This is a genomic window from Nocardia puris, from assembly GCF_036051655.1.
Lineage (GTDB): Bacteria > Actinomycetota > Actinomycetes > Mycobacteriales > Mycobacteriaceae > Nocardia > Nocardia puris.
Map to the genome: position 1 here is coordinate 441,270 of NZ_CP107943.1, position 25,519 is coordinate 466,788.

Annotated in this window: 28 protein-coding genes; 12 read left to right on the forward strand and 16 right to left on the reverse strand. The window is 70.8% G+C overall.

The annotated features are described in order from the left end of the window. Window positions 1-4 precede the first annotated feature (4 nt). Both OHB21_RS01935 and pdhA read right to left on the reverse strand, forming a co-directional pair. The gene (locus tag OHB21_RS01935; protein ID WP_067510496.1) at window positions 5-979 is read right to left on the reverse strand and encodes an alpha-ketoacid dehydrogenase subunit beta; all 975 of its coding nucleotides are present in this window, start codon (window positions 977-979) and stop codon (window positions 5-7) included. After that, the gene (pdhA, locus tag OHB21_RS01940) at window positions 976-2,088 is read right to left on the reverse strand and encodes a pyruvate dehydrogenase (acetyl-transferring) E1 component subunit alpha (RefSeq protein ID WP_195125446.1); all 1,113 of its coding nucleotides are present in this window, start codon (window positions 2,086-2,088) and stop codon (window positions 976-978) included. Before pdhA ends, OHB21_RS01935 begins: the two co-directional genes overlap by 4 nt. Before the next feature lie 136 nt (window positions 2,089-2,224). Here pdhA and OHB21_RS01945 point away from each other — a divergent pair, with 136 nt between their 5' ends. After that, window positions 2,225-2,719, forward strand: coding sequence for an Lrp/AsnC family transcriptional regulator (locus tag OHB21_RS01945; protein WP_067510500.1), 495 nt, complete (start codon window positions 2,225-2,227; stop codon window positions 2,717-2,719). Between the two features lie 47 nt (window positions 2,720-2,766). Continuing rightward, a complete protein-coding gene (locus tag OHB21_RS01950) occupies window positions 2,767-3,570 on the forward strand; it encodes an SDR family oxidoreductase (protein ID WP_067510502.1) in 804 nt (267 codons plus the stop codon). A gap of 9 nt (window positions 3,571-3,579) precedes the next feature. Here OHB21_RS01950 and OHB21_RS01955 read toward each other — a convergent pair whose 3' ends face one another. The 5 genes from OHB21_RS01955 to OHB21_RS01975 all read right to left on the reverse strand — a co-directional run bounded on the left by OHB21_RS01955 (window position 3,580) and on the right by OHB21_RS01975 (window position 7,211). Further along, a complete protein-coding gene (locus OHB21_RS01955) occupies window positions 3,580-4,140 on the reverse strand; it encodes a GNAT family N-acetyltransferase (RefSeq protein WP_067510504.1) in 561 nt (186 codons plus the stop codon). A 167-nt stretch (window positions 4,141-4,307) separates the two neighbouring features. Next, a complete protein-coding gene (locus OHB21_RS01960; protein WP_195125447.1) occupies window positions 4,308-4,901 on the reverse strand; it encodes an alpha/beta fold hydrolase in 594 nt (197 codons plus the stop codon). Window positions 4,902-5,366: 465 nt separating this feature from the next. Beyond that, a complete protein-coding gene (locus tag OHB21_RS01965) occupies window positions 5,367-5,726 on the reverse strand; it encodes a caspase family protein (RefSeq protein ID WP_195125448.1) in 360 nt (119 codons plus the stop codon). Window positions 5,727-5,785: 59 nt separating this feature from the next. Then, window positions 5,786-6,178, reverse strand: a complete 393-nt coding sequence (locus tag OHB21_RS01970) for an acyl-CoA thioesterase (protein ID WP_067510627.1) — start codon at window positions 6,176-6,178, stop codon at window positions 5,786-5,788. 49 nt (window positions 6,179-6,227) lie between these two features. Beyond that, entirely contained in the window at window positions 6,228-7,211 is a 984-nt protein-coding gene (locus OHB21_RS01975; RefSeq protein ID WP_067510509.1) for an AraC family transcriptional regulator, read from the reverse strand. A 146-nt stretch (window positions 7,212-7,357) separates the two neighbouring features. Here OHB21_RS01975 and OHB21_RS01980 point away from each other — a divergent pair, with 146 nt between their 5' ends. Next, a complete protein-coding gene (locus OHB21_RS01980) occupies window positions 7,358-8,605 on the forward strand; it encodes an MFS transporter (protein WP_232331782.1) in 1,248 nt (415 codons plus the stop codon). Between the two features lie 329 nt (window positions 8,606-8,934). On the opposite strand, the gene OHB21_RS01985 is transcribed toward OHB21_RS01980, so the two are convergent. The 4 genes from OHB21_RS01985 to OHB21_RS02000 form a co-directional block, all read right to left on the reverse strand. Beyond that, the gene (locus OHB21_RS01985; protein WP_084537787.1) at window positions 8,935-10,062 is read right to left on the reverse strand and encodes a DUF5925 domain-containing protein; all 1,128 of its coding nucleotides are present in this window, start codon (window positions 10,060-10,062) and stop codon (window positions 8,935-8,937) included. A 125-nt stretch (window positions 10,063-10,187) separates the two neighbouring features. Further along, the gene (locus OHB21_RS01990; RefSeq protein ID WP_067510510.1) at window positions 10,188-11,606 is read right to left on the reverse strand and encodes an NAD(P)(+) transhydrogenase (Re/Si-specific) subunit beta; all 1,419 of its coding nucleotides are present in this window, start codon (window positions 11,604-11,606) and stop codon (window positions 10,188-10,190) included. A 3-nt stretch (window positions 11,607-11,609) separates the two neighbouring features. Further along, window positions 11,610-11,927: an NAD(P) transhydrogenase subunit alpha gene (locus OHB21_RS01995; protein WP_195125449.1), complete on the reverse strand. Its 318-nt coding sequence runs from the start codon at window positions 11,925-11,927 to the stop codon at window positions 11,610-11,612. Then, entirely contained in the window at window positions 11,927-13,042 is a 1,116-nt protein-coding gene (locus tag OHB21_RS02000; protein WP_067510514.1) for a Re/Si-specific NAD(P)(+) transhydrogenase subunit alpha, read from the reverse strand. Before OHB21_RS02000 ends, OHB21_RS01995 begins: the two co-directional genes overlap by 1 nt. Before the next feature lie 408 nt (window positions 13,043-13,450). Here OHB21_RS02000 and OHB21_RS02005 point away from each other — a divergent pair, with 408 nt between their 5' ends. The 3 genes from OHB21_RS02005 to OHB21_RS02015 are packed head-to-tail and all read left to right on the forward strand — an operon-like array spanning window position 13,451 to window position 15,379. Further along, window positions 13,451-13,900: an HIT family protein gene (locus OHB21_RS02005; RefSeq protein ID WP_195125450.1), complete on the forward strand. Its 450-nt coding sequence runs from the start codon at window positions 13,451-13,453 to the stop codon at window positions 13,898-13,900. Further along, on the forward strand, window positions 13,897-14,736 hold the full coding sequence (locus OHB21_RS02010; protein ID WP_084537788.1) for a maleylpyruvate isomerase family mycothiol-dependent enzyme: 840 nt from the start codon (window positions 13,897-13,899) through the stop codon (window positions 14,734-14,736). The genes OHB21_RS02005 and OHB21_RS02010 overlap by 4 nt, the downstream gene beginning before the upstream one ends. A 4-nt stretch (window positions 14,737-14,740) precedes the next feature. Next, window positions 14,741-15,379, forward strand: a complete 639-nt coding sequence (locus tag OHB21_RS02015) for a Type 1 glutamine amidotransferase-like domain-containing protein (protein ID WP_195125451.1) — start codon at window positions 14,741-14,743, stop codon at window positions 15,377-15,379. Window positions 15,380-15,525: 146 nt separating this feature from the next. Here the strand turns inward: OHB21_RS02015 and OHB21_RS02020 are convergent, their stop codons facing one another. After that, the gene (locus OHB21_RS02020) at window positions 15,526-16,032 is read right to left on the reverse strand and encodes a GtrA family protein (protein WP_195125452.1); all 507 of its coding nucleotides are present in this window, start codon (window positions 16,030-16,032) and stop codon (window positions 15,526-15,528) included. Window positions 16,033-16,199: 167 nt separating this feature from the next. Next, complete coding sequence (locus OHB21_RS02025) at window positions 16,200-16,514, reverse strand: hypothetical protein (protein WP_195125453.1); 315 nt, start codon at window positions 16,512-16,514, stop codon at window positions 16,200-16,202. Window positions 16,515-16,709: 195 nt separating this feature from the next. Here OHB21_RS02025 and OHB21_RS02030 point away from each other — a divergent pair, with 195 nt between their 5' ends. Beyond that, a complete protein-coding gene (locus OHB21_RS02030) occupies window positions 16,710-18,068 on the forward strand; it encodes an FAD-binding oxidoreductase (RefSeq protein WP_067510523.1) in 1,359 nt (452 codons plus the stop codon). Window positions 18,069-18,129: 61 nt separating this feature from the next. Continuing rightward, window positions 18,130-18,432 (forward strand): GNAT family N-acetyltransferase, encoded by a 303-nt coding sequence (locus OHB21_RS02035; RefSeq protein ID WP_067510524.1) that lies wholly within the window; start codon window positions 18,130-18,132, stop codon window positions 18,430-18,432. Here OHB21_RS02035 and OHB21_RS02040 read toward each other — a convergent pair whose 3' ends face one another. Beyond that, window positions 18,433-19,449, reverse strand: coding sequence for an SDR family NAD(P)-dependent oxidoreductase (locus OHB21_RS02040; protein ID WP_084537789.1), 1,017 nt, complete (start codon window positions 19,447-19,449; stop codon window positions 18,433-18,435). It lies immediately after the preceding gene. 118 nt (window positions 19,450-19,567) lie between these two features. Between OHB21_RS02040 and OHB21_RS02045 the strand changes: the two genes are divergently transcribed. Next, complete coding sequence (locus OHB21_RS02045) at window positions 19,568-20,731, forward strand: sensor histidine kinase (RefSeq protein ID WP_195125454.1); 1,164 nt, start codon at window positions 19,568-19,570, stop codon at window positions 20,729-20,731. Beyond that, window positions 20,728-21,375, forward strand: a complete 648-nt coding sequence (locus tag OHB21_RS02050; RefSeq protein ID WP_195125455.1) for a response regulator — start codon at window positions 20,728-20,730, stop codon at window positions 21,373-21,375. The genes OHB21_RS02045 and OHB21_RS02050 overlap by 4 nt, the downstream gene beginning before the upstream one ends. 53 nt (window positions 21,376-21,428) lie before the next feature. Here OHB21_RS02050 and OHB21_RS02055 read toward each other — a convergent pair whose 3' ends face one another. Together OHB21_RS02055 and OHB21_RS02060 are read right to left on the reverse strand one after the other, a co-directional pair. Further along, window positions 21,429-22,589 (reverse strand): acyl-CoA dehydrogenase, encoded by a 1,161-nt coding sequence (locus OHB21_RS02055; RefSeq protein ID WP_195125456.1) that lies wholly within the window; start codon window positions 22,587-22,589, stop codon window positions 21,429-21,431. A gap of 132 nt (window positions 22,590-22,721) precedes the next feature. Continuing rightward, a complete protein-coding gene (locus OHB21_RS02060) occupies window positions 22,722-23,405 on the reverse strand; it encodes a TetR family transcriptional regulator (protein WP_067510530.1) in 684 nt (227 codons plus the stop codon). A gap of 442 nt (window positions 23,406-23,847) precedes the next feature. On the opposite strand from OHB21_RS02060, the gene OHB21_RS02065 reads away from it, so the two are divergent. After that, window positions 23,848-25,242, forward strand: a complete 1,395-nt coding sequence (locus tag OHB21_RS02065; RefSeq protein ID WP_195125457.1) for a xylulokinase — start codon at window positions 23,848-23,850, stop codon at window positions 25,240-25,242. Window positions 25,243-25,318: 76 nt separating this feature from the next. Further along, window positions 25,319-25,489, forward strand: a complete 171-nt coding sequence (locus OHB21_RS02070) for a hypothetical protein (protein WP_195125458.1) — start codon at window positions 25,319-25,321, stop codon at window positions 25,487-25,489. The last annotated feature ends 30 nt before the right edge of the window (window positions 25,490-25,519 follow it).

A 25,519-nucleotide genomic window follows, 5' to 3' on the forward strand; every position in this document is an offset into this window, starting at 1 on the left:
GCCGTCAGGCGGCGAGCGTTCGATCGACCGCGGCGAGGACGCGATCGGGATCGGGCAGATGGTGCTTCTCGAGCTTAGCCGGGGGGTAGGGGATGTCGAACCCGCCGACGCGCAGCACCGGCGCCTCCAGCTGATAGAAGCAGCGCTCGGTGACGCGCGCCGCGATCTCCGCGCCGAGCCCGGCGAACACCGGCGCCTCGTGCACCACGACGAGCCTGCCGGTCTTGGCGACCGACGCTTCGACGGTCTCGAAGTCGATCGGCGAGAGGCTGCGCAGATCTATCACCTCGATCGAATGTCCCTCCTCGGCAGCGATTTTCGCCGAGGCCACAGCCGTCGCGACCGTGCCGCCGTAGGCGACGAGCGTGGCGTCGGTACCCGGGACGCAGACGCGCGCCCGGTCCAGCGGCAGGTCGGGCTCGGCGTCGAAATCGACCTCCGCCTTGTCCCAGTAGCGGCGCTTGGGCTCGAAGAAGATCACCGGATCGTCCAGCGAGATCGCCTGCCGCACCATGTGATACGCGTCGGCGGGCGAACTCGGCGACACCACGCGCAGTCCGGCGGTGTGCGCGAAGTACACCTCGGGCGACTCGGAATGGTGCTCCACGGAACCGATTCCGCCGCCGAACGGGATGCGGATGGTCAGCGGCGCGGTCACCTTGCCGCCCGTGCGGTAGTGGATCTTGGCCACCTGGGAGACGATCTGGTCGAACGCGGGATACACGAACCCGTCGAACTGGATCTCGCACACGGGCCGATAGCCGCGCAGCGCCATGCCGAAAGCCGTTCCCACGATGCCGGATTCGGCCAGCGGCGTGTCGACCACCCGGTTGTCGCCGAAATCCTTCTGAAGGGTGTCGGTGACGCGGAAGACACCGCCGAGTCTGCCGATGTCCTCGCCCATCAGGACGACCTTCGGATCGTCCTCCAGCGCGCGGCGCAGACCCGCGTTGAGGGCATGGGCGAACGTGGTGATCACGACCGGACTCCTTCTCCTCGCGCGGGTACCTCCCCGGGGTCGCCGGTGAGGTACTCCGCGTATTCCCGGCGCTGCTCGGTGAGCGGCGCGTGCGGGGTGGCGTAGACGTGGTCGAACAGCGCCGACGGCGCGGGGTCGGGCATCTCGACCGTGGCGGTGCGCAGTTCGTGCGCCACGGCGTCGGCGCGCTCGCGCACCGCGCTCTCGAAAGCGCTGTCCCACAGGTCTTCCCGCTCCAGCAGGCGGCGTACGCGGTCGATCGGATCGCGGCGCTTCCACTCCTCGGTCTCGGCGGCCGAGCGGTAGCGGGTGGGGTCGTCGGCGGTGGTGTGCGGGCCCATGCGGTAGGTGAGGGCCTCGATGAGCGACGGGCCGCCGCCGGCGCGGGCGCGCGCCACGGCCTGCCGGGTGACGGCGAGCACCGCGAGCACGTCGTTGCCGTCGACCTGGACGCCGGGCATGCCGTAGCCGTAGGCGCGGCGCACGATCGGCGTGGCGCTCTGCACGCGGACCGGCGCGCTGATGGCCCAGTGGTTGTTCTGGCAGAAGAACACGACCGGCGCGCTCCAGCTCGCGGCGAACACCATCGCCTCGGCCATATCGCCCTGGCTGCTCGCGCCGTCGCCGAAGTAGGCGACGGTGGCGATCTCCGCGCCGTCGAGGTGGGCGGCGTAGGCGTAGCCCGTGGCGTGCAGGCCCTGCGCGCCGACCACGATGTTCGGGTTGGTCATGTTGACCGCGTCCGGGTCCCAGCAGTGATGCGCGACCCCGCGCCACAGCCGGGTGAGATCGCGCGGCGCGACACCGCGGCAGTACGCCACCGCGGTCTCGCGATAGCTGCAGAACACGTAGTCGTCGGGGTGGAGGGCGCGCGCCGACCCCACCTGGGCGGCTTCCTGGCCGAGCATCGGCGGCCACAGCCCGAGCTGGCCCTGGCGTTGCAGGGCGGTTGCCTCGGTGTCGATGCGGCGGGTGACGACCAGGTCCTCGTAGAGGCCGCGCAGCCGGTCGGGGCCGATGTCGGCAACCAGCGCGGCGTGTTCGCGGTCCAGGACGCGGCGGCCGTCGGGCTGCACCAGCTGCACCGGGTACGCGGGCTTCTCGGCCATCGTGGATCGCCTCCTCCACCGGGTGCATGTGTCCTACCTCACAGCATCCACGCGAAAGCGGACTGCGCAAGTGGCCTCCGGGCGGATGGGCAGAATGCTCAAATCCGACCGCCCGTGTGGTGCCATACTGCGTTGTATGCCCAGTAAAGACCCCGCCGAGGCGACATTGGACGCCACCGACGCCCGCCTGTTGCTCGAACTGGTCGCCAACCCGCGCGCGACCGGCGTGGAGCTGGCCAATCGCCTCGGACTCTCCCGCAACACCGTGCAGGCGCGCCTGTCGCGCTGGGAGTCCAGCGGCGTGCTCGGCAGCTTCGAACAGCGGGTGCGCCCGCGCGCGCTCGGCTACCCGCTGGCGGCCTTCGTGGCGGTGGTCGTCGACCAGCACCGCCTCGACTCGGTGGTCGACGAACTCGCCGAGGTCCCGGAGGTCACCGAGGTCTGCGGTATGACCGGCCTGACCGACCTCACCGTCCGCGTGGTCGCCAGGGACGCCGACGACCTCTACCGCATCGCGGGCCAGATCCTGAAGATCCCCGGCGTGGAGCGCACCAATATGGCGCTGGTCATGCGCGAACTCGTCGGCCCGCGCACCGCGCCGCTCCTCGACCGCCTCGCCGGCTCGAACTGACGCGCGGGGCCGCCCGGACCGGAGCGCGGTCCTACTACTGTCGGGGCATGGAGACTTCGGGCAAGGTCGCGATCGTCACGGGGGCGGGGGCCGGCATCGGGGCGGCGCTGGCGCGACGGCTGGTCGACGGCGGGGCGCGGGTCGTGGTGGCGGACCTGAACGCGGACGCCGCCGCCGAGGTGGCCGGCGGGATCGGGGCGAACGCCGTCGCGGTGGGCGGCGATGTGGCCGACGAGCAGGTGATCCTGGCGTTGATCGAACGCGCCGAGGCCGAATTCGGGCCCGTGGACCTGTATTTCGCGAACGCGGGAATCGGGGGCGGTCCCGGACTGGAGAGCACCGACGAGCAGTGGTCGGCGGCGCTCGAGGTGAACGTGCTGGCCCACGTGCGCGCGGCCCGACTGCTGGTGCCTGGCTGGGTGGAGCGGGGCGCCGGGTACTTCGTGACGACCGCGTCGGCCGCCGGGCTGCTCACTCAGATCGGTTCCGCGCCGTACTCGGTGACCAAGCACGCCGCCGTGGGTTTCGCGGAGTGGCTCTCGGTCACCTACGGCGACAAGGGCATTCGGGTCAGCTGCGTGTGCCCGATGGGCGTGGACACGAAACTCCTGAGCGGCGACCTGATTCCGGACGACGCGGAAGCCGCCGCCCTCGCGATCAAGGCCGTGACGACGGCGGGTGCGGTGCTCACCCCGGAGCGCGTGGCCGAGGACATCGTCGACGGCGTCGCCGACGAACGGTTCCTGATCCTGCCGCACCCCGAAGTGCTCGACATGTACCGGTTCAAGGGCTCGGACTACGACCGCTGGCTCGCGGGGATGCGCCGCTTCCAGGACGCGCTGCGCGGGTGAGCCGCCCGGTCAGCGCTCCCGCACCCACACCTGCGTGATCCCCGACTCGGCGGGCGCCTCGATCGCGCGCGGCTCGGTGCGCGCCAAGCGGTACCCGAGCCGCCGCGGAATGGCCGCACTGCGCACATTCGCCTCGTCACAACGGATTTCGACCTGCTCGACGCCGGGCAGCGCGAGCGCGAGGTCGGTCAGCGCGGCGGCGCAGCGGGTGATGATGCCGCGCCCGGTGTGCGCGGCGTGGCACCAGTAACCGATCTCCCGCACCTGCGCCGTGCTGCGGGCGTGCACGCCGATCCCGCCCAGCACCACCGCGCCCCCGGCGTCGAAGATGCCGTAGTTGCAGCTGCCGTCGGCGGCGGGCCAGCTCAGCGCCGCGGCTTCGCCGAACGCGCGCTGGCTCTCCACTGTCGCGGGCTCGGCGAGCCATTCCATCCACGGATGGAGGAGATCGAAGGATGCGTTGACCGCCTCGAGCCGGGGCAGCAGATCGCCCGGGTCCGCCCACCGGCGGACGAGCAGATCGCCCACGTCGATCCGCTGCGGCAATTCGGTGCTCGCCACGATGCCCATCACCCCATGGTGGCCCCCGGCACGCGGGTTCGACAATCGAGTTTCCGGGCCGCGCCCGTCACGAGCCCAGCAGTCCCGCGATTCGGCTCGTCACGGCGCGATCGGCGGAGAGCCCTCGATCCTGTTCCCGGTGCACCCGAATTCCGCGCCGCGCGTCCGGCGGCGGATCACGCTCGCAGCAGGTCGGCGATCCGCTTCGCGACCACGCCGTCGGCCAGATAGCCCTCGATCCCGTGCCGGTTGTCCGTGAAATTCGCGACGCCCCCGTGGTTTTCGATCAGGGGGTCGGTGGGGAAGAACTCGGTATCGAGCGGACGCAGCGCGACGATATCGGCTTGGTCGAACGCGTTCAACCAGGCGGCCAGCCGGTGCGGATAGTTCACCGGCGCGGTCAACCTGCCGCGAATGGACGGGATACCCCGCGGCGAGCCCAGGGTGATCAGCCCGCGGCAGGGCCCGCGGCGGTGCGCCGAGCGCAGCACGTTGTAGGCCACCACGGACCCGAGCGAATGCCCCACCGCGACGAACGGCTCGTCTCCGAGTTCCGCCTCGACGACCTGGTGCACCGCCCGCCGCACGGCCTCGTCGGTGACGTAGAGCGACACGTCGCGCAGCCAGGTGTCGATCACGCGGGCGTCCAGACCGGGAATCCGCGACAGCACCCGCGCCGCCAGCACCCAGCCCCAGTTCTGCGGATCGCGACTGCCCACGGCGTCCAACTCCGCAACGATCTGTTCCTCGGTGACGCCCGCCGCGGCCACGACGTCGGCGAGGATGGCGCGTTGGGCGGCACCGTAATTCGGCAGCCCGTCACGGGGCCGCGCGCCGCGACGTCGTCGGGCAGGCCCGGTTCGGCGCGGTCCACCAGGCCCGCGCGTCTGGCCGCGAAAAGCACTGCGGGATCGACAGGCGGCTCGGAACCGGGTGGGGCGCTGCCCAATGCCGCCGGACGCGGCACAACAGCGGCGCCATAGTCCATCGCCACGACGCGGCCCCGATCCACCACCACGGCCGTCGACCGGCCGGTACCACGCTGACCAATGTCGCTGTGCCGTCGCCGAATTGGAGTACACCATCGGTGGCGCGTCGCGCTCCCGCGTCCGGGTGAGCCGGAATGAGCGCGAGCACAGTCCCGTCGGCACCGTCGCCCCGCTGGTCGGCGAGTTCCCACCCTACGACCGTGACGTGCGCGACCGCCGCGCTCCGCACCGCGATGTAGGCCGGAGTCACGTCCCGGTACCAGCTGTAGTCCGACGAGGCCGACAGCGCGCCGGCGTAGTCGAAAAAGCTTGCCAATCGGTCGGTTCGACCCCGGGCGCGGAGAGCAGCCCGTGCCCGGCGAAATAGACGATCAGCTGGTCGTAGATCCGCTCGTCGACAAGGGCTTTGATGGTGGCGAGCACCTCGCGCCGATGCACCGGCCCCTCGAGGTCGGTGTGCGGGGCGACCGTACAGCCTTGCGCGCGAGCCCACGCCGCCATCGCCGCCGCCCCCGAGGCCGCGGCCGTCAGGGGATCGAGCCCGCCGACCCGGTCCACGCCGATACAGACCGCCGCCCGCCGATGCCCGGTCGTCATGGCAGTCATGGCACCAGTGTGCTGGCGCGCGCCGCGCGCCGCGAGACTTTGCGCCGAAACGCGGCGCGTCAGTCCACCACGAGTGCGGCGGCGGCCTCGCGGATGACGGCGGGGATCTCGACCGGCTTGCGGGTTTCGTGGTCGACGTAGACGTGCACGAAGACGCCGGTGGCGGCGAGATCGAGGTCGTCGCCCGCGACGCGGAAGATGGCCAGGTCGTAGGTGATGCTGGAGCGGCCGAGGCGGCTGATGCGCAGGCCGACGCGCAGCTCGTCGGGGAAGCTGATCGAGCCGAGGTACTGGCAGGAGGTCTGGGCGACGACGCCGAGCGCGGGCAGTTCCCGGATATCGGTGCCGGTGGCGCTCATCAGCCACGCGTTCACGGCCGTGTCGAAGTACGAGTAGTAGGTCACGTTATTGACATGGCCGTAGTGGTCGTTGTCGGCCCAGCGGGTCGGCATCGGCCAGAGCACGGGATACTGCTGCTGCGTCACCCGGCCGACGATAGCCTCACCCGGTCGAGGACAGCTCGGCGGGCGCGCCGCCCTGCCGGTGGTCGCGCGGGCTCACCCCGAAGTGCCGTTTGAACGCGGTGCTCAGCGCGAACGCCGACCCGTAGCCCACCTGGCGCGCGATCGCCTCGACGGTGGCGTCGGACTCCTGGAGCAGGTCGGCGGCCAGCGCGAGCCGCCATTCGGTGAGGAAGGCCATCGGCGGCTCGCCCACCAGCTCGGTGAACCGGCGCGCGAGCGCGGCGCGGGACACGCCGACCGCCTCGGCCAGGCTCGCCACCGTCCACGGGTGGGCCGGATTGTGCTGGAGCAGGCGCAGGGCCTTGCCCACCAGCGGATCGCCGTAGGCGTGGTACCAGGCGGGCGCGTCGGCGCGGGCGAACCAGGCGCGCAGCGCGGTGATGAGCACCAGATCGAGCAGCCGGTCCAGCACGGCGCCCTGGGCGGGCAGATCCTTGGTGGCCTCGTCGGCGAGCACGTCGACCATCCGGCCGTCGAAGTCGCCGCGGCGCAAGACCGCGACCGGCGGCAGGGCGCGCAGCAATCGCTGGCTGGCCGCCCCCGCCGACTCGTAGGTTCCGGTGACCATAACGGTCGCGCCGTCGGGATCGGTGCCCCACTGGCGGACGCCGAGACTCAAGGTCTCGCACAGGATCTCACCGTCGGGCGTCGTGGTGACCTGCCCGGGATGGATGACGATCTGCGGCGCCGTCGCGGGATCGTCGGCGACGGTGTACGGGTGCGGGCCGCGAAAGATGGCGACATCCCCGGCCTCCAGCCGGCACGGTGCCGAGTCCGCTTGGGCCGCACGGGGGTTCGCGGGCGGATCGGGGAAGACCCAGGCCGAGCCGCGGACCATGGACAGCACCGTGAGCGGGGCTTCGTCCTGGATGCGCAGCGACCAGGGCGGATCGAGCAGCGAACACATCAGGAACGCGCCCCGGGCACGGGGACCTTCGAGCAGACTGGCTAGGGCGTCCACGTGTCCAGGGTAGACGCGCGCGCATGTCGGCGGGCGATTCGTTTTCGATTCGTCTCGACTCGAACCCGCGACAGCCAGGCTGCCCATCATTTCGGGGGGCCTGCCGTTCGCGGCGCCTCACGATTCATCCCGGTACCGTCGAAACGGTGCCGGTTACTTCGATCGAGCGACGGGTTCGAGTGGCGCGGGCGGCCGTGTTCACCGTGTTCGGGTTGAACGGCTTCCTGCTGGCCATGTGGGTGGTCCACATCCCGGTCATCACCGATCGGACGGGGGTGTCGCATTCCACCCTGGGCATGTTCATCCTCGTGATGGCGGGGGCGGGCATCGTGGGAATGCGGCTGGCCGGGCCACTGGCCGACCGGTTCGGCAGCAGACGCCTGGTGGGCGCGGCCGCCGTCACCGCGTCGCTGGCCGTGCTCGGGCCCGGCTTCGCCACCGGACCCGTGTGGCTGGCATTGGCGTTGGCGGGCTTCGGATTCGGCAACGGCGCGCTGGACGTGTCGATGAACGCGCAGGCGGTGCACGTCGAGCGGGCCTACCGGCGGCCCATCATGTCGGCGTTCCACGCGCTGTTCTCCTGCGGCGGGCTGGTCGGTTCCCTGGTGGGCGCGGCCACGCTGCGCGCGGGCTGGGACGTGCGCGTGACCCTCATCGCCGCGTCCGCGCTGTGCCTGTGCGCGGTGGCCGCGAGTGTGCCACGCCTGCTCGCCGACACCCGCGCGACGGCCAAGACCGAGCCGGACAACGTCGCCGAACCGCACCCCGACGAGGTCGCCGCCACCGACTCGGCGCGCAGGCGAAAGGTGCTGGCGCTGGCCATGATCGCGTTCGCCGCGCTGCTCACCGAGGGCGTGGCCGCCGACTGGAGCACCTTGCAGATGGGCGAGCATCTGGGGGTGGGCGCCGCCACCGCCGCCCTGGCGTTCGGCGCGTTCTCGGTGACGATGACGGTGGGCCGCTTCGCCGCCGACCGGGTGAGCGCGCGGTTCGGCCCCGTCGCGGTCGTCCGATACGGGGCGCTGTTCTCGGCCCTCGGGCTCGCCGTCATCATGCTGTCGACCTGGGTGCCGCTGAGCCTGCTCGGGTGGGCGCTGTGCGGGCTGGGCCTCTCGGGCATGGTCCCGCAGATCTTCACCGCCGCGGGCAACCTCGGAACATCCACCGCGGCAACGGATATGGCGCGGGTCTTCGCGATCGGCTACCTCGGCCTGCTGGCGGGGCCCGCGATCATCGGCTGGCTCACGGAACTGATTCCGCTCACCGCCGCCTTCGGAGTCCCGATGATCGCGATCGCGCTGTCCGGGTGGAAGGCCCACGTGGTCGCACCCGCGCAGGCGTTGACGCGGACCGAAAAGGTCACGGACGCAGGGGTATCCGACGACGTCCACTGAGTCCGGCGCGTCCGCCGTGCGCACAGCGGATCGTGAGGTATTTCCCGACCGAGTGCCGCCACGCCACCCGCTCCCGCGCCGACCAGTTCACCCGGAGCATCCGCCTATGGCCCGGCCGACCCACGTTCACCGCGACACGGGAAGTGATCATTCCGGCCACACGCCTGCGGCACAGCCGCCGCAGCCCACCGTGACGCACGCCGACGGCCGTCATCCCCGAACACTCGACTTCGATCGGTCTGGCGCGAGCTTCTCGCGAAATATGCGGCACGCATCGGTTGCGGTCGGCGCAGAACCTCGGCGACAGCGTGATGAGGGCGGGCCGCGCCCTACAAGTACATCCCCGCGTCGGGCGTCTCAGCGACGGAGTCAATGGGATCAGTCCCATCTCTCAGCGCTATCAGCTCGGCCAACGTGGCACCGTCGCCCGACACGGCGGGGTGGTCCCCGCCGAGCCAGCGGGCGGATTCGGCCGGGTTCAGGCGGCCGATCTCCAGCTGCGCCAGGCAGCGGCCCGGCCTCGTGACGGCGGGATGCAAGCGGGAGAGGTCCTCGTTGGTGGTGATGGCGACCAGGATGTCGCGCCCCTGGCCCAGAATTCCGTCGGTGAGATTCAGCAACCGCGAAAGCCCCTGCCCCGACGATGATTTCGCTTCACCGCGGATCAGCTCGTCGCAGTCCTCCAGCACCAGCAGCCGCCAGCGGCGCGGCTCGCCCTCCACCTCGGTCGCGGCGCGCATCAGGTAACCGGGCTGACTGAACAACATGTCGGGGTCCAGCACGCAATCCAGCTGGCACCACGACGACCACGCCCGAGCCAACGCGCGCAGCGCGGTCGTCTTCCCGGTGCCGGGCGGGCCGTGCAGCAGCAGCAACCGGCCGCGAATATCCTTCGGCGACAATGCCATCAACCGGTCCAGCGCGTCGCTGGCGGCCCCGGCGTAGTTGTCCCGGATCTGCGGCCAGACCGGGGTGTCGATCATCTGCGGACGCCTGCGCGGCCCCTGCGGGTGGAAGTACCAGAACCCCACCTCGATACCGTCGGACCGCGCCTGCGGCTCCTCCGCGCCTTCGGTCGCCCGGTCCAGCACGTCATTGGCCAGTTCGTCGGTGACGGCGTTGACCTCGAGCACCGCCGACCGGTCGGCCCAGCGGTCGGCCCGCAGCGTCCAGCCCTCCCCCACCGCCAGGATGGAGCGGGAATCCCCGTCGTCGATACTGCGCGCGATCACCGCGCCGGGCGGGCACAGCGGCGCGTCGACGCGCACCCGCTCCAGGTTCCGCTTCCGGTTGCGCGACTGCTCGCCCCGCACGAACGGCGAGAGCGCGAGCACGTCGAGCACGTCGCGCGGCACGAACGACGAATCCAGCGAGACGGTCCAGCGCAGCTCGTCGGCGGGATCGGGCGGGCCTGGCTCGGAACCGATCAACCGCAGGGCTTCCTTGCGTTCCAACATCTGGCCAATGATCGGCGCACCGTGGCCGCGGCGTCCACCGAATTACCAGGCCAGAACGCCGAAACGGCCCTCCACCAGCGGGTGGAGGGCCGTGCCTTCGAGTAACGCTACTGCCTTCGAGAAAGCTACAGCGCCTTCAGTTCCTCGGTGACCGCGCCGACCGACTTCTTCGCGTCGCCGAACAGCATCGAGGTGTGATCGGCGTAGAACAGCGGGTTGTCGATGCCGGCGAAGCCGGAGTTCATCGACCGCTTGAGCACGATCACGTTCTTGGCCTGGTCGACGTTGAGGACCGGCATGCCGTAGATCGGGCTGGCGGAGTCCTCGCGGGCGGCCGGGTTGGTGACGTCGTTGGCACCGATGACCAGGGCGACATCGGTGCGGGAGAACTCGCCGTTGATGTCGTCCATCTCCTTGAGCGCGTCGTAGGAGACCTCGGCCTCGGCCAGCAGCACGTTCATGTGACCGGGCATGCGGCCCGCGACCGGGTGGATGGCGTACTTGACCTCGACGCCCTTGGCTTCGAGCAGCGCCGCCATCTCCTTGACCGCGTGCTGGGCCTGGGCGACGGCCATACCGTATCCGGGGACCACGATCACCTGGTTGGCGTAGGCCATCTGGATCGCGGCGTCGGCCGCGGAGGTGGCCTTGGCCTGCTTCTGCTCACCGCCGCCGGCACCCGGCGCGGTGCCGCCGCCACCGAAGCCACCGGCCACGATGGCCGGGATGGAGCGGTTCATGGCCTTGGCCATCAGGTTGGTCAGGATGGTGCCGGACGCGCCGACGATCATGCCCGCCACGATCATCGCGGTGTTGTTCAGCGCCAGGCCCGCCGCGGCGGCCGACAGACCGGTCAACGCGTTGAGCAGCGAGATCACCACGGGCATGTCCGCGCCACCGATGGGCAGCACGACCATCAGGCCCAGGATGCCGGCCAGCACCAGCAGCACGACCATCACCCACGCGGGCGCGCCACCGTCGGCGGCGCCGATGCCGATCACCACGGCCGCGGCGATCGAACCCACCAGCAGCAGCAGGTTCAGCGGCTGCTGGAGCTTGCCGATGCCGATCGGGCGGCCGGGCAGGATCTCCTGGAGCTTGCCGAAGGCGATGATCGAGCCCCAGAACGAGATGGAGCCGATGATCGCGGCGAACAGCGAGCCGATGATGATGTGGACGGTCGGTTCCTCGCCGTGCTTGAACGCGGAGAACCCGGTGGTGTCGAGGAATTCGGCCCACGCGATGAGCGCGACCGTGCCACCGCCCACGCCGTTGAACGCGGCGACCAGCTGCGGCATCTCGGTCATCTTGGTGCGCATCGCGGGCGGCACACCGAGCACGACACCGACCACGAGACCGGCGATGATGAGGATCCAGTTCTCGGTGTCGCGCACCGAGATCAGGGTCGCGACCACGGCCAAGCCCATACCGGCGGCCGCGATCCAGTTGCCGCGCACCGCCGTCTTCGGACCCGTCAGGCCCATCAGGCCGTAGATGAACAGCGAGAACGCGACGATGTAGAGGATGTTGACGAGATTGTCCATGGCTTACTGCCCCGCCTTCTCCGACACCGCGGGCTTCTTGCCCTTGAACATGCCCAGCATCCGGTCGGTCACCAGGAAGCCGCCGACCACGTTCAGGGTGCCGAACACCAGCGCCACGAACAGAATGATCTGGATCCCGATCGAGGGGTCCTCCACCTTGCCGAGCACGACCAGCGCGCCCAGCACGACGATGCCGTGGATGGCGTTGGTGCCCGACATCAGCGGCGTGTGCAGCGTGTTGGGGACCTTGGAGATCACGGCGAAACCGACGAACCCGGACAGCACCAGGATCGCGATATTCGCGAGCAGCTCGGTATACATCAGTTCACCTCACGAGTGACACAGGAGTCCGCGAGCACCTGGTCGTCGAAGTCGGGGGCGAGCTTGCCCTCGACGAGCATCAGTTCCAGCAGGGCCGCGATGTTCTTCGAGTACAGCTCACTGGCGTGCTCGGGCATGGTGGCGGGCAGGTTCAGCGGCGAGGCGATGGTGACGCCGTGCTTGACCACGGTCTCGCCCGGCTCGGTGAGCTCGCAGTTGCCGCCGGTCTCACCGGCCAGGTCCACGATCACGCTGCCCGGCTTCATGCCCTCCACCGCGGCGGCGGTGACCAGCCGGGGCGCGGGACGGCCCGGCACGAGCGCGGTGGTGATCACCACGTCGAAGCCCTTGATGGCCTCCTCGAGCGCCTTCTGCTGCTGGGCCTTCTCCTCGTCGGTGAGCTCGCGGGCGTAGCCGCCCTCACCGGCGGCGTCGATCCCCAGGTCCAGCCACTGCGCACCGACCGAACGCACCTGGTCGGCCACCTCGGGGCGCACGTCGTATCCGGTGGTCCGCCCACCGAGACGCTTGGCGGTGGCCAGCGCCTGCAACCCGGCCACACCCACGCCGAGCACCAGCACCGTCGCCGGCTTCACGGTGCCCGCGGCGGTGGTGAGCATCGGGAAGAACCGGGTCGACTCCTCGGCCGCGAGCAGTACGGCCTTGTACCCGGCCACGTTGGCCTGCGAGGACAAGGCATCCATCACCTGCGCGCGCGAAATGCGCGGGATCGCCTCGACGGCGAACGCCTGCACACCGGCGGCCTTCAGCTTGCCGATCTGGTTGTCGGCGTTGCGCGGGGCCAGGAACCCGATGAGCGTCTGTCCCTCGGACAGCTTGGCCACCTCGGCGTCGCTGGGCGGCGCGACCTTCACCACGACCTCGGCCGACCACGGATCACCGATGGTGGCGCCCGCTTCGGCGTAAGCTTCGTCGGGAATGAGCGCACCCAGTCCGGCACCGGCTTCCACGATCACCTCCACACCCTGCTTGGTCAGGGTCGGGATGATCTTCGGCACCAATGCGACACGCCGCTCGCCCGCGTTGGACTCGCGAACGACTCCGACACGCGCTCCGCGTGGCGACGAATCGCCGACGTTTTGCGTTGTCTCCACTTGTCAGACTTCCTTCTCGTGCTGGCTGTAGGGCCACCGACGGGACGATCAGGCTAAGTTACTCGCGAGTAAGTTGGCCTGAAATCCTCGCAACTGTACCTGGCTTGCGGTGAGCCTAGTTGAGATGGCGGTCACACCGCCGAGCCCGTTTCCGGCCATATGCCGGATTCGCACCGAGCCCGCCGCCCGCCGCCGACCGGGCGCGTGGCTGTCACCCTCGCGAACCCGGTCGAGATGATCGTCGTCGGCCCAGGTGAGCGCGTCCAGAACGCACCTACGCGCGGGTAGCGCACCGCCACGTCAGTGAACTGGTCAGCCGCCCGACCAGCCGCGACGGAGTGACGTGCATCATGCTCGGGCGGGGGATCCGGGTGTTCCATATCACTCGCGCGCCGTATGGTCGCGGGTGTGAACGACTGTGTCTTCTGCCGGATCGTCGCGGGCGAGGCCCCCGCGACGAAGGTCTTCGAGGACGAAACCCTGTGCGCTTTCCTGGACATTCGTCCGGTCACGCGCGGGCACACCCTCGTCATCCCCAAGCGCCACGCCACCGAACTGGAGGACCTGGACGCCGAACTCGGCGCGCACCTGTTCCGGGCCGGGCACCGGATCGCGCTGGCCGTGCGCCGCAGCACCCTGCGCGCCGACGGCGCCAACCTCATGCTCAACGACGGCAAGGCGGCGTTCCAGACCGTCGGCCACGTGCACCTGCACGTGGTGCCGCGCCGCCACGGCGACAAGATCTCCTTCGCCAAGGGCCTGCTGCTGCGCCGTCCGCACGATCCGGAGAGCACCGCGCTCGCCATCCGCGACGGGCTCGCCGCGCTCGCGGCCACCGACGGGGAGCCCGGCGCGTGACCGAGCAGCCGCCCGACCGGGCCGAACTGACCGGGCTGCTCTCCCGCCAGTGGGACGCGCTCGCCGCACTGGTCGCCGAGCTGGACGAAGACCGCTGGCGCACGCCGACGGCCCTGCCCGGCTGGAGCGTCTTCGACGTGCTCGCGCACGTGGTGGGCACCGAATCGTGGTTGCTCGGGGAGAAACCGCCGCCGCGCGACCCGCTCGCACCCGAGCGCGACGCGCGCGAACTCCCGCACGTGCGCAACGAAGTCGGCGTGCTCAACGAGATCTGGGTGGACCGGTTCCGGCCGGTCTCCGGCGCGCGGCTGCTCGACGTGTTCGCCGAGGTCACCGAGCGGCGCCGGGCCGCACTGGCCGACCTCGACGACGAGGCGTGGGCGGTGCCGACCGTCTCACCGATCGGGCGCGTGCCCTACGGGCGTTTCATGCGGGTGCGGCTGTTCGACTGCTGGATGCACGAGCTCGACATCGCCGACGCGCTCGGCGCGGATGTCGAGGAGGGCGGTCCACGCGCCGCGCTCGCGTTCGAGGAACTCGCCACGTCGATTCCGCGCGTGGTGGTCAAACGCGGTCGGGCGCCGAAGGGTTCGCGGATCGCGTTCGAGCTGACTGGCGCGCTGCCTCGCACGTTGCGCATCGCGGTGGACGAGCGCGCGTCGTACGTGGACAGCTTCGACGGCGCCGCCGACACCGAGATCACCCTGGACTCCGGGCTTTTCGTGCGGCTCGGCGGCGGACGGACGACGGCCGACGAGCACCTGGACCGGATCGCGATCACCGGCGACGGCGATTTCGGTCTGCGACTGGTGCGCAACCTCGCCTTCACCATCTGACGCCGTGCGACTCTTCCTGGCGTCCTACCGGTTCGGCGGGCACGAGGAACGGCTCGCCGAACTGGCCGGTGGGCGCGGACGGGTGGCGGTGATTCCCAACGCCTGCGACGCCTGGCCGGCCGCGTGGTCGTCGGCGGTGACCAGCGACCTGGTGCCGTTGCGCCGCCTCGGGTATCGGCCCGAGGTGCTGGATCTGCGCGAATACGTCGGGCGCGGTGCGGAATTGGAGCGCAGACTGTCATCCTTTCCGCTGGCGTGGGTGCGGGGCGGCAACACGTTCGTGCTGCGGGCCCAATTCGCCCGCAGCGGAGCAGATCTCGCGTTCGCCCGGCTGCTGGCCGACGACGCGCTCTGCTACGCGGGGTACAGCGCGGGGGCGTGCGTGCTCACGCCCGATCTGCACGGGCTGGAGACGGCCGACGATCCGGGGGAGGTGCTGCCCGCGTGCGGTGTCGAACCCCGGTGGGACGGACTTGGTTTGGTCGATCACCGGATCGTGCCGCACATCAGTTCCCCCACCGACCCCGACGGGGTGGGCAACGCACTCGCCGCGGAGTACCGGGCGGCGGGCGTGCCGCACTGGGCGCTCACCGATGAGGAGGTGGTCGTGGTGGAGGGAGATCGGGTGGAGTTGTTGCGCTGAGCCGGGATCGCGCGCGATGCGCCGGCGGCATCCGCGCCGGTCACCCATGTGGCCGTCCGCGCGAAAGTGCCCGGCGGCGAGCAGGTTTGACGCGTATGCCGTCGAACGTCCCTGGCGTGGACCTCGGTGGCCGGCCAGGCTCGGCGTCAGGCGCGATCGCCGACCGGCTCGCGGTACGGTGCCCGTTTCCGGAACACCACCCAGCGCATACAGCTGTACATGTAGATCGCCTCGCACCCGCCCGCCACCAGGCGCGCGAGGTGGTAGGGCACGCCGAGGGCGGCGAGACCGCCGCCGACGCCGAGGATGAACGCGGCGTAGTTGATCGCGACCACCACCGCGTACACCACGGCCTGGCGGCCGACCGGCGCGTGCGAGTGGAAGTTGAAGGTGCGGTTGAGCACGAAGGCGAGCGAGAACGCGCAGACGTAGGCGACGGTGAACGAGAGCGGCACCGGCCAGCCGAACCCGCTGCGAAACAGGGTCAGCAGCACCAGATCGACGCCGAAGGTGAAGCTGTTGAGCAGAGCGAAACCGAGGAACGTCGGCGCGACGATCCGGTCCAGCCCCCACGGCAGACGGGCGACGACGCGCTCACACCACCGGGTGAAGCGGTCGGCGACGAGCTCCGTCGCGGCGGTTAGATCGCGCACGCGGCCAGCGTGCCAGCGCCAGGTGTCGGGCAAGTGAGCGGTGAGCGAACGGGGAGCAGGGCGCGTCCGTGCGGCCGCATCACACCGACCCGCCGGACCGGATCGAACACAGCCATCCGGAACCTGATGCGTCCAGATCGCAGGCGTCCGACCGCGGTACGCAACTTCTACGCGTAGTCCTTCGCCGACTCCGACGGTTGGTTCAGCGCGCTCCACGCGCTCAGCCAGCGGCGGCGGGTCACGTCGTCGGCGTCGGCCAGCAGGGCGTCGATCAGGACGCGCGGGTCGGCGCGCCAGCGCTCGGCGAGGTTGGCCAGGGCGTGGGCGTCGAACAGGCCCGAGCGGTCCAGCACGGACAACCACGGGTCGAACGCGCCCGCGTGGATCCGGCGCAGCGCGTCGTGATCGACGGCGCCATCGGCGTAGTCGCCGGCAAACGTGGCCGCGACCAGCTCGCGGTACTCCGGTGTCACATCCCCCATGCGGTCATCCTCCGTAGGGAATCAGGCAGGACCCCGGACAATGGACCCCGACGATCCGTGCACCGCACCCGTCCGCCGTCCGGACAACGGCCGATCCGCGCGCGGCGAGCCCCTGCCCCGCCGATTCTGGTCCCGCGCGGGGTGAATCGCCAATCGCCACCGTCCTACGGGCCGGTAACGCTAGCGTTGACGGGCGTGGACCTGCCTGAACTCGCCGCCGCGCTGCCCGAGGGCGCCGTACTCACCGATCCCGACCTGCTGACCGGCTACCGCCAGGACTGGGCCCGCGATCCCGACGCGGGTACACCGCTGGCCGTGGTGCGCGCCACCAGCACCGACGACGTCGCCGCCACCCTGCGCTGGGCCCATGCGCATCGCGTCCCAGTGGTGCCGCGCGGCGCGGGCTCCGGCCTGTCCGGCGGCGCGACCGCCGTGGACGGCGGCATCGTGCTGAGCACCGAACGGATGCGCGCCATCGCCGTCGACCCCGTCACCCGCACCGCCGTCGTGCAGCCCGGGCTGCTCAACGCCGAGGTCAAGCGGGCCGTCGCCGAGCACGGGCTCTGGTATCCCCCGGACCCGTCGTCGTTCGAGATGTGCTCGATCGGCGGCAACGCCGCGACCAACGCGGGCGGGCTGTGCTGCGTGAAATACGGCGTGACCACCGACTACGTGCTGGGCATGGAGGTCGTGCTCGCCGACGGCACCCCGGTGCGCCTCGGCGGACCGCGCCTGAAGGACTCCGCGGGACTTTCGCTGACCAAGCTGTTCGTCGGCAGCGAGGGCACGCTCGGCGTGATCACCGAACTCACCCTGCGCCTGCTGCCCGCCCAACCGCGCCAGAGCACGGTGGTGGCCGGTTTCGCGACGCTGACCGCCGCCACCGAGGCCATCCTCGCCATCACCGGAACGCTGCGCCCCTCGATGCTCGAGTTCATGGACACCGTCGCCATCAACGCCGTGGAGGACGAGATGCGCATGGGCCTGGACCGCGCGGCGGCCGCGCTGCTGGTCGCGCGCTCCGACGCGCCGGGCGAGTTCGCGGCACGCGAGGCCGAGATCATGGTCGCCGCGTGCGAAAAGGCCGGGGCCACCGAGGTTTTCCACACCGAGGACCCGGAGGAGGGCGAGGCCTTCACGGCGGCGCGGCGCTTCGCCATCCCGGCCGTGGAACGGATCGGGCCGCTGCTGCTGGAGGACGTGGGGGTGCCGCTGCCCCGCCTCGGCGACCTCGTCACCGGCATCGCCGACATCGCCGAACGCAACGACGTGCTGGTCTCGGTGATCGCGCACGCCGGCGACGGCAACACCCACCCGCTGATCGTGCACGACCCCACCGACCCCGACAACACCGCCCGCGCGCACCGCGCCTTCGGCGAGATCATGGATCTGGCCATCGCGCTGGGCGGCACCATCACCGGCGAGCACGGCGTCGGCAGGCTCAAGAAGGCCTGGCTGCCCGACCAGGTCGGCCCGGACGTGATGGCGCTGACCAGGCGGATCAAGGCGGCGCTCGATCCCGAGGGGATTCTCAACCCCGGCGCGATTCTGTGATCCCGCCCCGGGTATGCCGGTCCCGGGAAACATTTCCGGCCGCGAAGGAGTTGCCAGAACCATGACCACCAGGTTGGAACACAATGTGGCCGACACGCGCTTCGAGATCTATGTCGACGACGTGCTCGCCGGTTACGCCGACTACGACGAACGCACGCTGCGCAAGAGCGGTGACAAGGCGCGCGAATTCCACCACACCATGACCTTCCCCGAGTTCCGCGGGCAGGGGATCGCCGCGAAGGTCGTCGAGTACGCGCTCAACGACTCGCGCGACGCCGGCTTCGCCGTCATCCCGACCTGCTGGTACGTGGAGAAGTACATCGTGGAGCACAAGGAGTACCGCGACCTGGTCGCCGCCGCCTGATCAGGCGTGGGCGGTCTTGCCGCCGTCGATCACCAACTGGGCGCCGGTGAGATACGGGTGTTCCGGTGAGGCGAGCGTGAGCGCGAAGGCGGCGATCTCCTCGGCCGTGGCGAGCCTGCCGAGACCGGGGACGTTGGAGCCCGCCCACTGCTTCATCATCACCTGGTAGACGTCGTCGGGCAGGGACTCCATGCCCGCGGCGCGGCGCACCAGTTCGGTGTCGGTGGTGCCGGGGACCAGGGCGTTGACGCGGATGCCGTCGGCCGCGTAGTCGAGGGCCGCCGACTGGACCAGGCCCACCAGCCCGCGTTTGCTCGCGGTGTAGGCGCCGCGCCCGCCGTCGGTGGCGAGCGCGTTGCTGGACGAGGTCACCACGATGGTGCCGCCGCCGGACCGGATCATGTGCGGCACTTGGTATTTGATCGCGAGAAAGGTGCCGCGCAGGTTGGTGTTCACCACGCGGTCGAACTCGTCGGCGCTGTACTCGTGCAGTTTCTTCTGAATGGTGATGCCCGCGTTATTGAACGCCACGTCGAGCGCGCCGTAGCGCTGGACGGCGGTGTCGACGAAATCGCGGACATCGCTCTCCACCAGAACGTCCGCGCGCAGGAACGTCGCCTCCCCGCCTGCTTCGCGGATCTCCCGCTCCACCGTTCTCCCGCGCTCGACCCGTCGCCCGCAGAACGCCACCTTCGCGCCCTCGGCCGCGAACAGCCGCGCGGCCGCCGCCCCGATCCCGGACGTCGCGCCGGTGATGAGCACGACTTTGTTCTCGAAGCGGCGCTGTGCGATCGGCGCGAGCCTGGGTGGGTTGGACTCCGCGCCGAGTGCGACGCCGACCCCGGCGCCGACCGCGCCCGCCGCGATTCCGGAGGCGGCGATCGCGCCGAGAAGGCGACGGCGGGACGGGCGGGTGGATTTGGAAGCTTTTGTGGTGGTGGCGGCGCGCTCAGGGGTGCTCGCGGCTTCGCGTGGGTGGTCCGCGTTCGCGGCGGGGTTGGGTTCGCGGTCGGTCATGGGTTCAGTGTTCGGTTCGGGGCGGGTGGACGGATCCGACCGCGGGCTCGTCTCGCGACCGCGCGGAGGAGGCTTCTCCTCCCCGGGGAGGAGACGGGCGGCGGGCCGAGCGGGCATCATGATTCGCGTGGAGGCGAAAGGTGTGGCCCGGGGTGTCGAGTGGTTGCTCGACCCGCGGTCGGTGCCGGTGCGCCTGGCCGTCCTGCTGCTCGCGGCCGTGGGGTGCCTGGCGCTGCTGAGCGCGGACGCGTCCGGAACCGAGTGGGCCATCGGCCTGCTCGCGACGCTGGCGACGGCGGGCGGTGCGCGTTTCCCGCTGGCCGCCTCGCTCACCGCGACCGGACTGCTCGGGCTCGCCTTCCTGGTCGGCGACACCGGACCGCTGGTGGCGAAGATCGCGGCCGCGCTCGCGCTCGCCGAACTCGCGGCACGGCGGGGCGGGTGGCAGCCGCTCGCCGGAGCGGGAACGGTCGCCGTGGTGTACGCCCTGCACCGGGCCGACGGACTCGCCGCGACCGGCTATCGCGCGGTGGTGATGGCGGCGGCCCCGGTGGTGATCGGCGCCCTGCTGCGCGCCACCCGCGAGAATGCCGAACGCGTCCGGCGCGACGCGGCGGAACTCGCCCGGCACCGGGAACGCGAGATCGCCACCGCCCGCGTGCTCGAGCGCACCGCCATCGCCCGCGAGCTGCACGACCTCATCGCCCACCACGTGTCCTCCACCGTGCTGCGCGTCGGCGTCGCCCGGCACGCGCTCACCGACGCGCCCGCCCCCGTGCTCGAAGTCCTGGACGACCTGCACGCCAGCGGCCGCGCCACGCTGACCGATCTGCGCAAACTCGTTGCCGTCCTGCGTGATCCGGAGGGCGGCGGCGAATCCTTCGTCGCCCCGGCCGATCTGCCCGACGCCGTCGCGGCCGCCGTGGATTCCGCGCGCGGACTCGGATTGCGCGTCGACGCCGCGATCGATGAGAACCTGCCCACCGTCGACGCGCTCGCCGGCCTCACCCTGCTGCGGCTCACCCAGGAGGGCTTGGCGAACGTCCTGAAGCACGCCGGCCCGGACGCGACCGCCGAACTGAGCCTTCGGGTCGGCGCCACCGAAGCCCATTTCGACTTGCGCGACAACGGTTTTCCCCGCGGCGAGCCTTCCGGTCACGGGGTCGGTCTCATCGGCCTGCGCGAACGCGTCGAACTGCTCGGCGGCACGGTGACGGCCGGTCCCGGCGGCGACGGCTGGCGCTTGACGGCCCAGGTGCCGCTGGCGGGAGCGGCCATATGACCATCCACGTCCTCATCGCCGACGATCAGCAGTTGGTCCGCGCGGGCCTGCGCATGCTCTGCCAGACCGCGTCCGATCTCGAGGTCGTCGGCGAGGCCGCCACCGGTTCGGAGGCGGTCCGCCTGGCCGAACGACTGCGCCCGGACGTGATCCTGATGGACCTGCGCATGCCCGGCATGGACGGAATCCGCGCCACCGCAACGATTCTCGCCGCCGATCCGAGCGCCCGCATACTCGCCCTGACCACCTTCGATGACGACGACCACCTGTATCCCGCGCTGTCCGCGGGCGTCTGCGGGTTCCTGGTCAAGGACACCTCACCCGACGTGCTGCTCGACGGCATCCGCCGCGCCGCCGCCGGTGAGCGCCCCTTCGGCGCGGAGGTGCTGGACCGGATGGTGACGGCGGCGGTCACCTCGCGCACCCCGGCCGAGCCCGCCGCCGCGATCCCCGGCCTCACCCCGCGCGAATCCGACGTGCTCGCACTGCTTTCCGACGGACTGTCCAACGGCGAGATCGCCGCGCGCCTGCACATCGGCATCACGACCGTGAAGACCCACGTCACCAGCCTGATGACCAAGACCGGCGCGACCAACCGGGTTCGCCTGGCCGCCATCGGTTTACGGCACTGCGGCGGGACGTAGCCCTGAAACACCAACGGGGCGGCCCGTTTCCGGACCGCCCCGTTCGAGAGCACTCAGCCGCGCAGCAGCGCGCGCGACATGACCAGACGCTGGATCTGGTTGGTGCCCTCGTAGATCTGGGTGATCTTGGCGTCGCGCATCATGCGCTCCACCGGGAAGTCGGTGGTGTAGCCCGCGCCGCCGAAGAGCTGGACGGCGTTGGTGGTGACCTCCATCGCCACATCCGAGGCGAAGCACTTGGCGGCGGCGGAGATGAAGCCGAGGTTCTTCTCGCCGCGCTCGGCGCGGGCGGCCGAGGTGTAGACCATGAGGCGGGCGGCCTCGATCTTCATCGCCATATCGGCCAGCATGAACTGGGTGTTCTGGAAGTCGGAGATGGCCTTGCCGAACTGCTTGCGGTCCTTGGTGTAGGCGATCGCGGCGTCCAGCGCGCCCTGCGCCAGGCCGACGGCCTGCGCGCCGATGGTCGGGCGGGTGTGGTCGAGGGTCTGCAGCGCGGTCTTGAAGCCGGTGCCCGGCTCGCCGATGATGCGGTCGCCCGGCACGCGGCAGTTCTCGAAGTACAGCTCGGCGGTGGGCGACCCCTTGATGCCCAGCTTGTGCTCGAGCGGGCCCACCACGAAGCCCTCGTCGTCCTTGTGTACGGCGAAGGCCGAGATGCCGTTGGCGCCCTTGTCGGCGTCGGTCACGGCCATCACCGTGTACCAGTCGGACTTGCCGCCGTTGGTGATCCAGCACTTGGTGCCGTTGATGACCCAGTCGTCGCCGTCCTGCTTGGCGCGGGTGCGCATGGCGGCGGCGTCGGAGCCCGCCTCGCGCTCGGACAGACAGTAGGAGGCCATCTTGCCCTCGACCAGGTCGCCGAGCACCTTCTGCTTCAGCTCCTCGGAGCCGTTGAGGATCAGGCCCATGGTGCCGAGCTTGTTGACGGCGGGGATCAGCGAGGAGGAACCGCAGACGCGGGCCACTTCCTCGATCACGATGCAGGTGGCGACCGAGTCGGCGCCCTGGCCGCCGTAGGCCTCGGGCACGTGGACGGCGTTGAAGCCCGCGGCGTTGAGCGCGGCCAGCGCCTCCTCCGGGAAGCGGGCGTTACCGTCGACGTCCTTGGCGTACGGGGCGATCTCCTTCTCCGACAGCGCGCGGATGGCCGCCCGCAGCTCGTCGTGGAAGTCCTCGAGCTTGAACAGGTCGAAATCGGGGTTTCCCGCCATGGGACACACTCCTGGGTCCGTCGAGATAGTCGGCACTCAGTGCCATATCGTGCGCCATTATACGTGGGCGCCAGGCATCACATGCGGATACCCGTGGCACTCAGTGTCAGATTGTTGGCATTGTGGGGCACGTCATAGCGTACCCAGCCGGTGGGCGAGCAGATCGGCGACCCGGCGCGCCGGCATGCCCTTCGGGAAGACCGCGACCACCAGTTCGTCGGCGTCGCGGGCGCGGGCCGGACCGCGCGGAATCGCGGCCAGCTCCACGCGCAGATCGGCGGCGCCCGCGTCGGACTCCCCGCGCACCATGCGGCGCAGCAGGTAGTTGTGCGTCGCGGTGACCGCGGCGGTGAACTGCACCCGCGCCAAGTCGGGGGCCTCGGGCAGCCGGTAACGCAGGTAATCGGTGAACAGCCGCTCGTAGCGGAACACCGTGACGATCTCGCGTTCCCGCAGCGCGGGCACCCGCCGCACCACCCGGTAGCGCCGCGCCGCGATGTCGCGCCACTGGGTGAAGCGCTCGAACACCTGCACCACCGCCTCGCACACCGCCTCCCACGGGTCGCCCTGCGCGCCCTCCAGGTACTGCGCCGCCTGCGCCAGCTGCGATTCGTGATCGGCGAAGATCACGTCCTCCTTGGACCGGAACTGCCGGAAGAACGTCCGCCGCGAGATACCGGCCGCCTCCGCGATTTCGTCCACGGTCGTCGCCTCGTACCCCTTGTCGGCGAACAACCGCAGCGCCTGATCCACGACGGTCAGCCGGAACCGCGCCGGATCGTCCCCCGCCCGCACCCGCCCACTCTCCTCACTCACGCCAGCCACCGTAGCGACCCGGGCGCCCCGGTTCGGCCGGACCGCACCGATTCGGTGCGCGACCGAGGGAACTGCGGTGCCGGGCCCCCGACTCGCGCGGCACCGTCCGGGGCGCCCATGCACGCGCGGCTCCTGACGCGCGCGGTACCCGCGCACGCCGGGGGCAAGTCTTCGCCAGTGCGGACCGCGTGTTCCGCTCGTTCGGCGAAACGAACGAAACTTCATCCGGGGTGCGGCCATGCGTCAGACCGGCGCACCATCGGGCCGCCTGCGCTCGCCGCCCTCGGCCGGGGCACGGGCCTGTGCGCCACGCGTACTGCTCGGCCGATCGATACGGAACGCGATCCGGGGTCGCCCGAATCAATCACCCCGGTGCCCTTCGTTCGATCCCCCGCTCCGCTTCCCCTCCGTACGCTGGCGGGGGCGAGGGAAGGGAGTCGGTGTGGTGCTGGTGGCAGGTATCGATTCGTCGACGCAGTCCTGCAAGGTGGTGGTGTGTGACGCCGAGGACGGAATGATCGTCCGGTCCGGGGTGCGGCCGCATCCAGGTGGGACCGAGGTGGATCCCGGAGCGTGGGTGGCGGCGATGGCGGGGGCCGTGGCGGAGGCGGGCGGGCTCGACGATGTGGCGGCGGTGTCGGTCGCGGCGCAGCAGCACGGGCTGATCTGCCTGGACGAGAACGGCGATGTCGTCCGGAATGCGTTGCTGTGGAACGACACTCGGTCCGCGGGGAGCGCGGAGGAGCTCATCGAGGAGTTCGGCGGGCGGCAGCGGTGGGTGGACGAGGTCGGTGTGGTGCCGGTCGCGGCGATCACCGCGGCGAAATTGCGGTGGCTGGCCGACCGCGAGCCCGCGAATGCCGACCGGACCGCCGCCGTGTGCCTGCCCCACGACTGGCTCACCTGGCGGCTGGCCGGCGCGCCCGGTCTCGACGCGCTCACCACCGACCGCAGCGACGCCTCGGGCACCGGGTACTTCTCGGCCGCCACCGACACCTACCGCCCCGAGATTCTCGACCTCGCCCTGCGCGGACGAACGCCCCTGCTGCCCCGCGTGATCGGTCCGTTCGAGACGGCGGGAACCACCGAGCGCGGGCAGACGCTGGGGCCCGGCGCGGGCGACAATGCCGCCGCCGCACTGGGACTCGCGGCCGCACCCGGCGATTGCGTTGTCTCACTGGGCACCTCGGGAGTGGTCAGCGCGATCACCGACACCCCGCCCCGCGACGCCGAAGGATTGGTCGCCGGGTTCGCCGACGCCACCGGCCGCCAACTGCCGCTCATCTGCACCCTCAACGGCGCGCCGGTGCTCGCCTCGACCGCGCGCCTCCTCGGCGTCGGACTGGACGAGTTCTCCCGGCTGGCGCTGTCCGCACCGCCCGGCGCCGAGGGGCTGACCCTCGTGCCCTACCTCGCGGGCGAGCGCTCCCCCAACCTGCCCGGCGCCGCGGGCGCCCTGCACGGGATCACCCTCACCAACCTCACGCCCGCCAATATCGCGCGCGCGGCCGTCGAGGGGCTGCTCTGCTCGTTGGTCTTCTGTCTCGACCGGCTCGCCGCCCAGGGCGTCGCCATCGACCGCATCCTGCTGGTCGGCGGCGGCACCAAATCCCCCGCCGTCCGCGCCCTGGCCCCCGCCCTCTTCGCCCGCGACGTCCTCATCCCCGCCCCCGCCGAATACGTCGCCCTCGGCGCGGCCCGCCAAGCCGCCTGGACCCACACCAAAGCCGAACCCACCTGGACCGCCACGGGCACCCCCGAAATATCCACAGCCCTCCCCGCCCCCGACGTCGTCGCACGCTACAACGACCTCCGCACCCGCACCTCCGGCCAATAGCGACACCGCGCCGTGGCTGTTCGTTTATTTCGTTTACGTCGGTTGTTTCGTATGTTCGAGGGGAAAGGGGGCCGACATGACCGGCATGCACACAGCCAAGCGCATCGCTGCGGGCGAGATCGATGCGGAAGTCGCGGCTCGGGCGATGCGTCGCATCAAGGACTGCCTCATGCGTCATCCCGCCGAGTCCGCGAGCCGTGCGGCCGCCGACGAATTGTCCGCCCTCGGACAGGATCTCGGCATCTGACATGGCATTCGTGGTGCTGTACGACGCGAA

What these genes read in the sequence shown, in the direction of transcription:
- OHB21_RS02050 (WP_195125455.1), top strand. Translation starts at nt 20,728, where the DNA reads ATGACCATCCACGTCCTCATCGCCGACGATCAGCAGTTGGTCCGCGCG.
- OHB21_RS01955 (WP_067510504.1), bottom strand. Translation starts at nt 4,140, where the DNA reads ATGGGCATCGTGGCGAGCACCGAATTGCCGCAGCGGATCGACGTGGGC.
- OHB21_RS01990 (WP_067510510.1), bottom strand. Translation starts at nt 11,606, where the DNA reads ATGGACAATCTCGTCAACATCCTCTACATCGTCGCGTTCTCGCTGTTC.
- OHB21_RS02025 (WP_195125453.1), bottom strand. Translation starts at nt 16,514, where the DNA reads ATGGGGGATGTGACACCGGAGTACCGCGAGCTGGTCGCGGCCACGTTT.
- OHB21_RS02035 (WP_067510524.1), top strand. Translation starts at nt 18,130, where the DNA reads ATGACCACCAGGTTGGAACACAATGTGGCCGACACGCGCTTCGAGATC.
- OHB21_RS01945 (WP_067510500.1), top strand. Translation starts at nt 2,225, where the DNA reads ATGCCCAGTAAAGACCCCGCCGAGGCGACATTGGACGCCACCGACGCC.
- OHB21_RS01950 (WP_067510502.1), top strand. Translation starts at nt 2,767, where the DNA reads ATGGAGACTTCGGGCAAGGTCGCGATCGTCACGGGGGCGGGGGCCGGC.
- OHB21_RS01985 (WP_084537787.1), bottom strand. Translation starts at nt 10,062, where the DNA reads ATGTTGGAACGCAAGGAAGCCCTGCGGTTGATCGGTTCCGAGCCAGGC.
- OHB21_RS01970 (WP_067510627.1), bottom strand. Translation starts at nt 6,178, where the DNA reads ATGCCGACCCGCTGGGCCGACAACGACCACTACGGCCATGTCAATAAC.
- pdhA (WP_195125446.1), bottom strand. Translation starts at nt 2,088, where the DNA reads ATGGCCGAGAAGCCCGCGTACCCGGTGCAGCTGGTGCAGCCCGACGGC.
- OHB21_RS02070 (WP_195125458.1), top strand. Translation starts at nt 25,319, where the DNA reads ATGACCGGCATGCACACAGCCAAGCGCATCGCTGCGGGCGAGATCGAT.
- OHB21_RS01995 (WP_195125449.1), bottom strand. Translation starts at nt 11,927, where the DNA reads ATGTATACCGAGCTGCTCGCGAATATCGCGATCCTGGTGCTGTCCGGG.
- OHB21_RS02055 (WP_195125456.1), bottom strand. Translation starts at nt 22,589, where the DNA reads ATGGCGGGAAACCCCGATTTCGACCTGTTCAAGCTCGAGGACTTCCAC.
- OHB21_RS02040 (WP_084537789.1), bottom strand. Translation starts at nt 19,449, where the DNA reads ATGACCGACCGCGAACCCAACCCCGCCGCGAACGCGGACCACCCACGC.
- OHB21_RS01965 (WP_195125448.1), bottom strand. Translation starts at nt 5,726, where the DNA reads ATGACTGCCATGACGACCGGGCATCGGCGGGCGGCGGTCTGTATCGGC.
- OHB21_RS02045 (WP_195125454.1), top strand. Translation starts at nt 19,568, where the DNA reads ATGATTCGCGTGGAGGCGAAAGGTGTGGCCCGGGGTGTCGAGTGGTTG.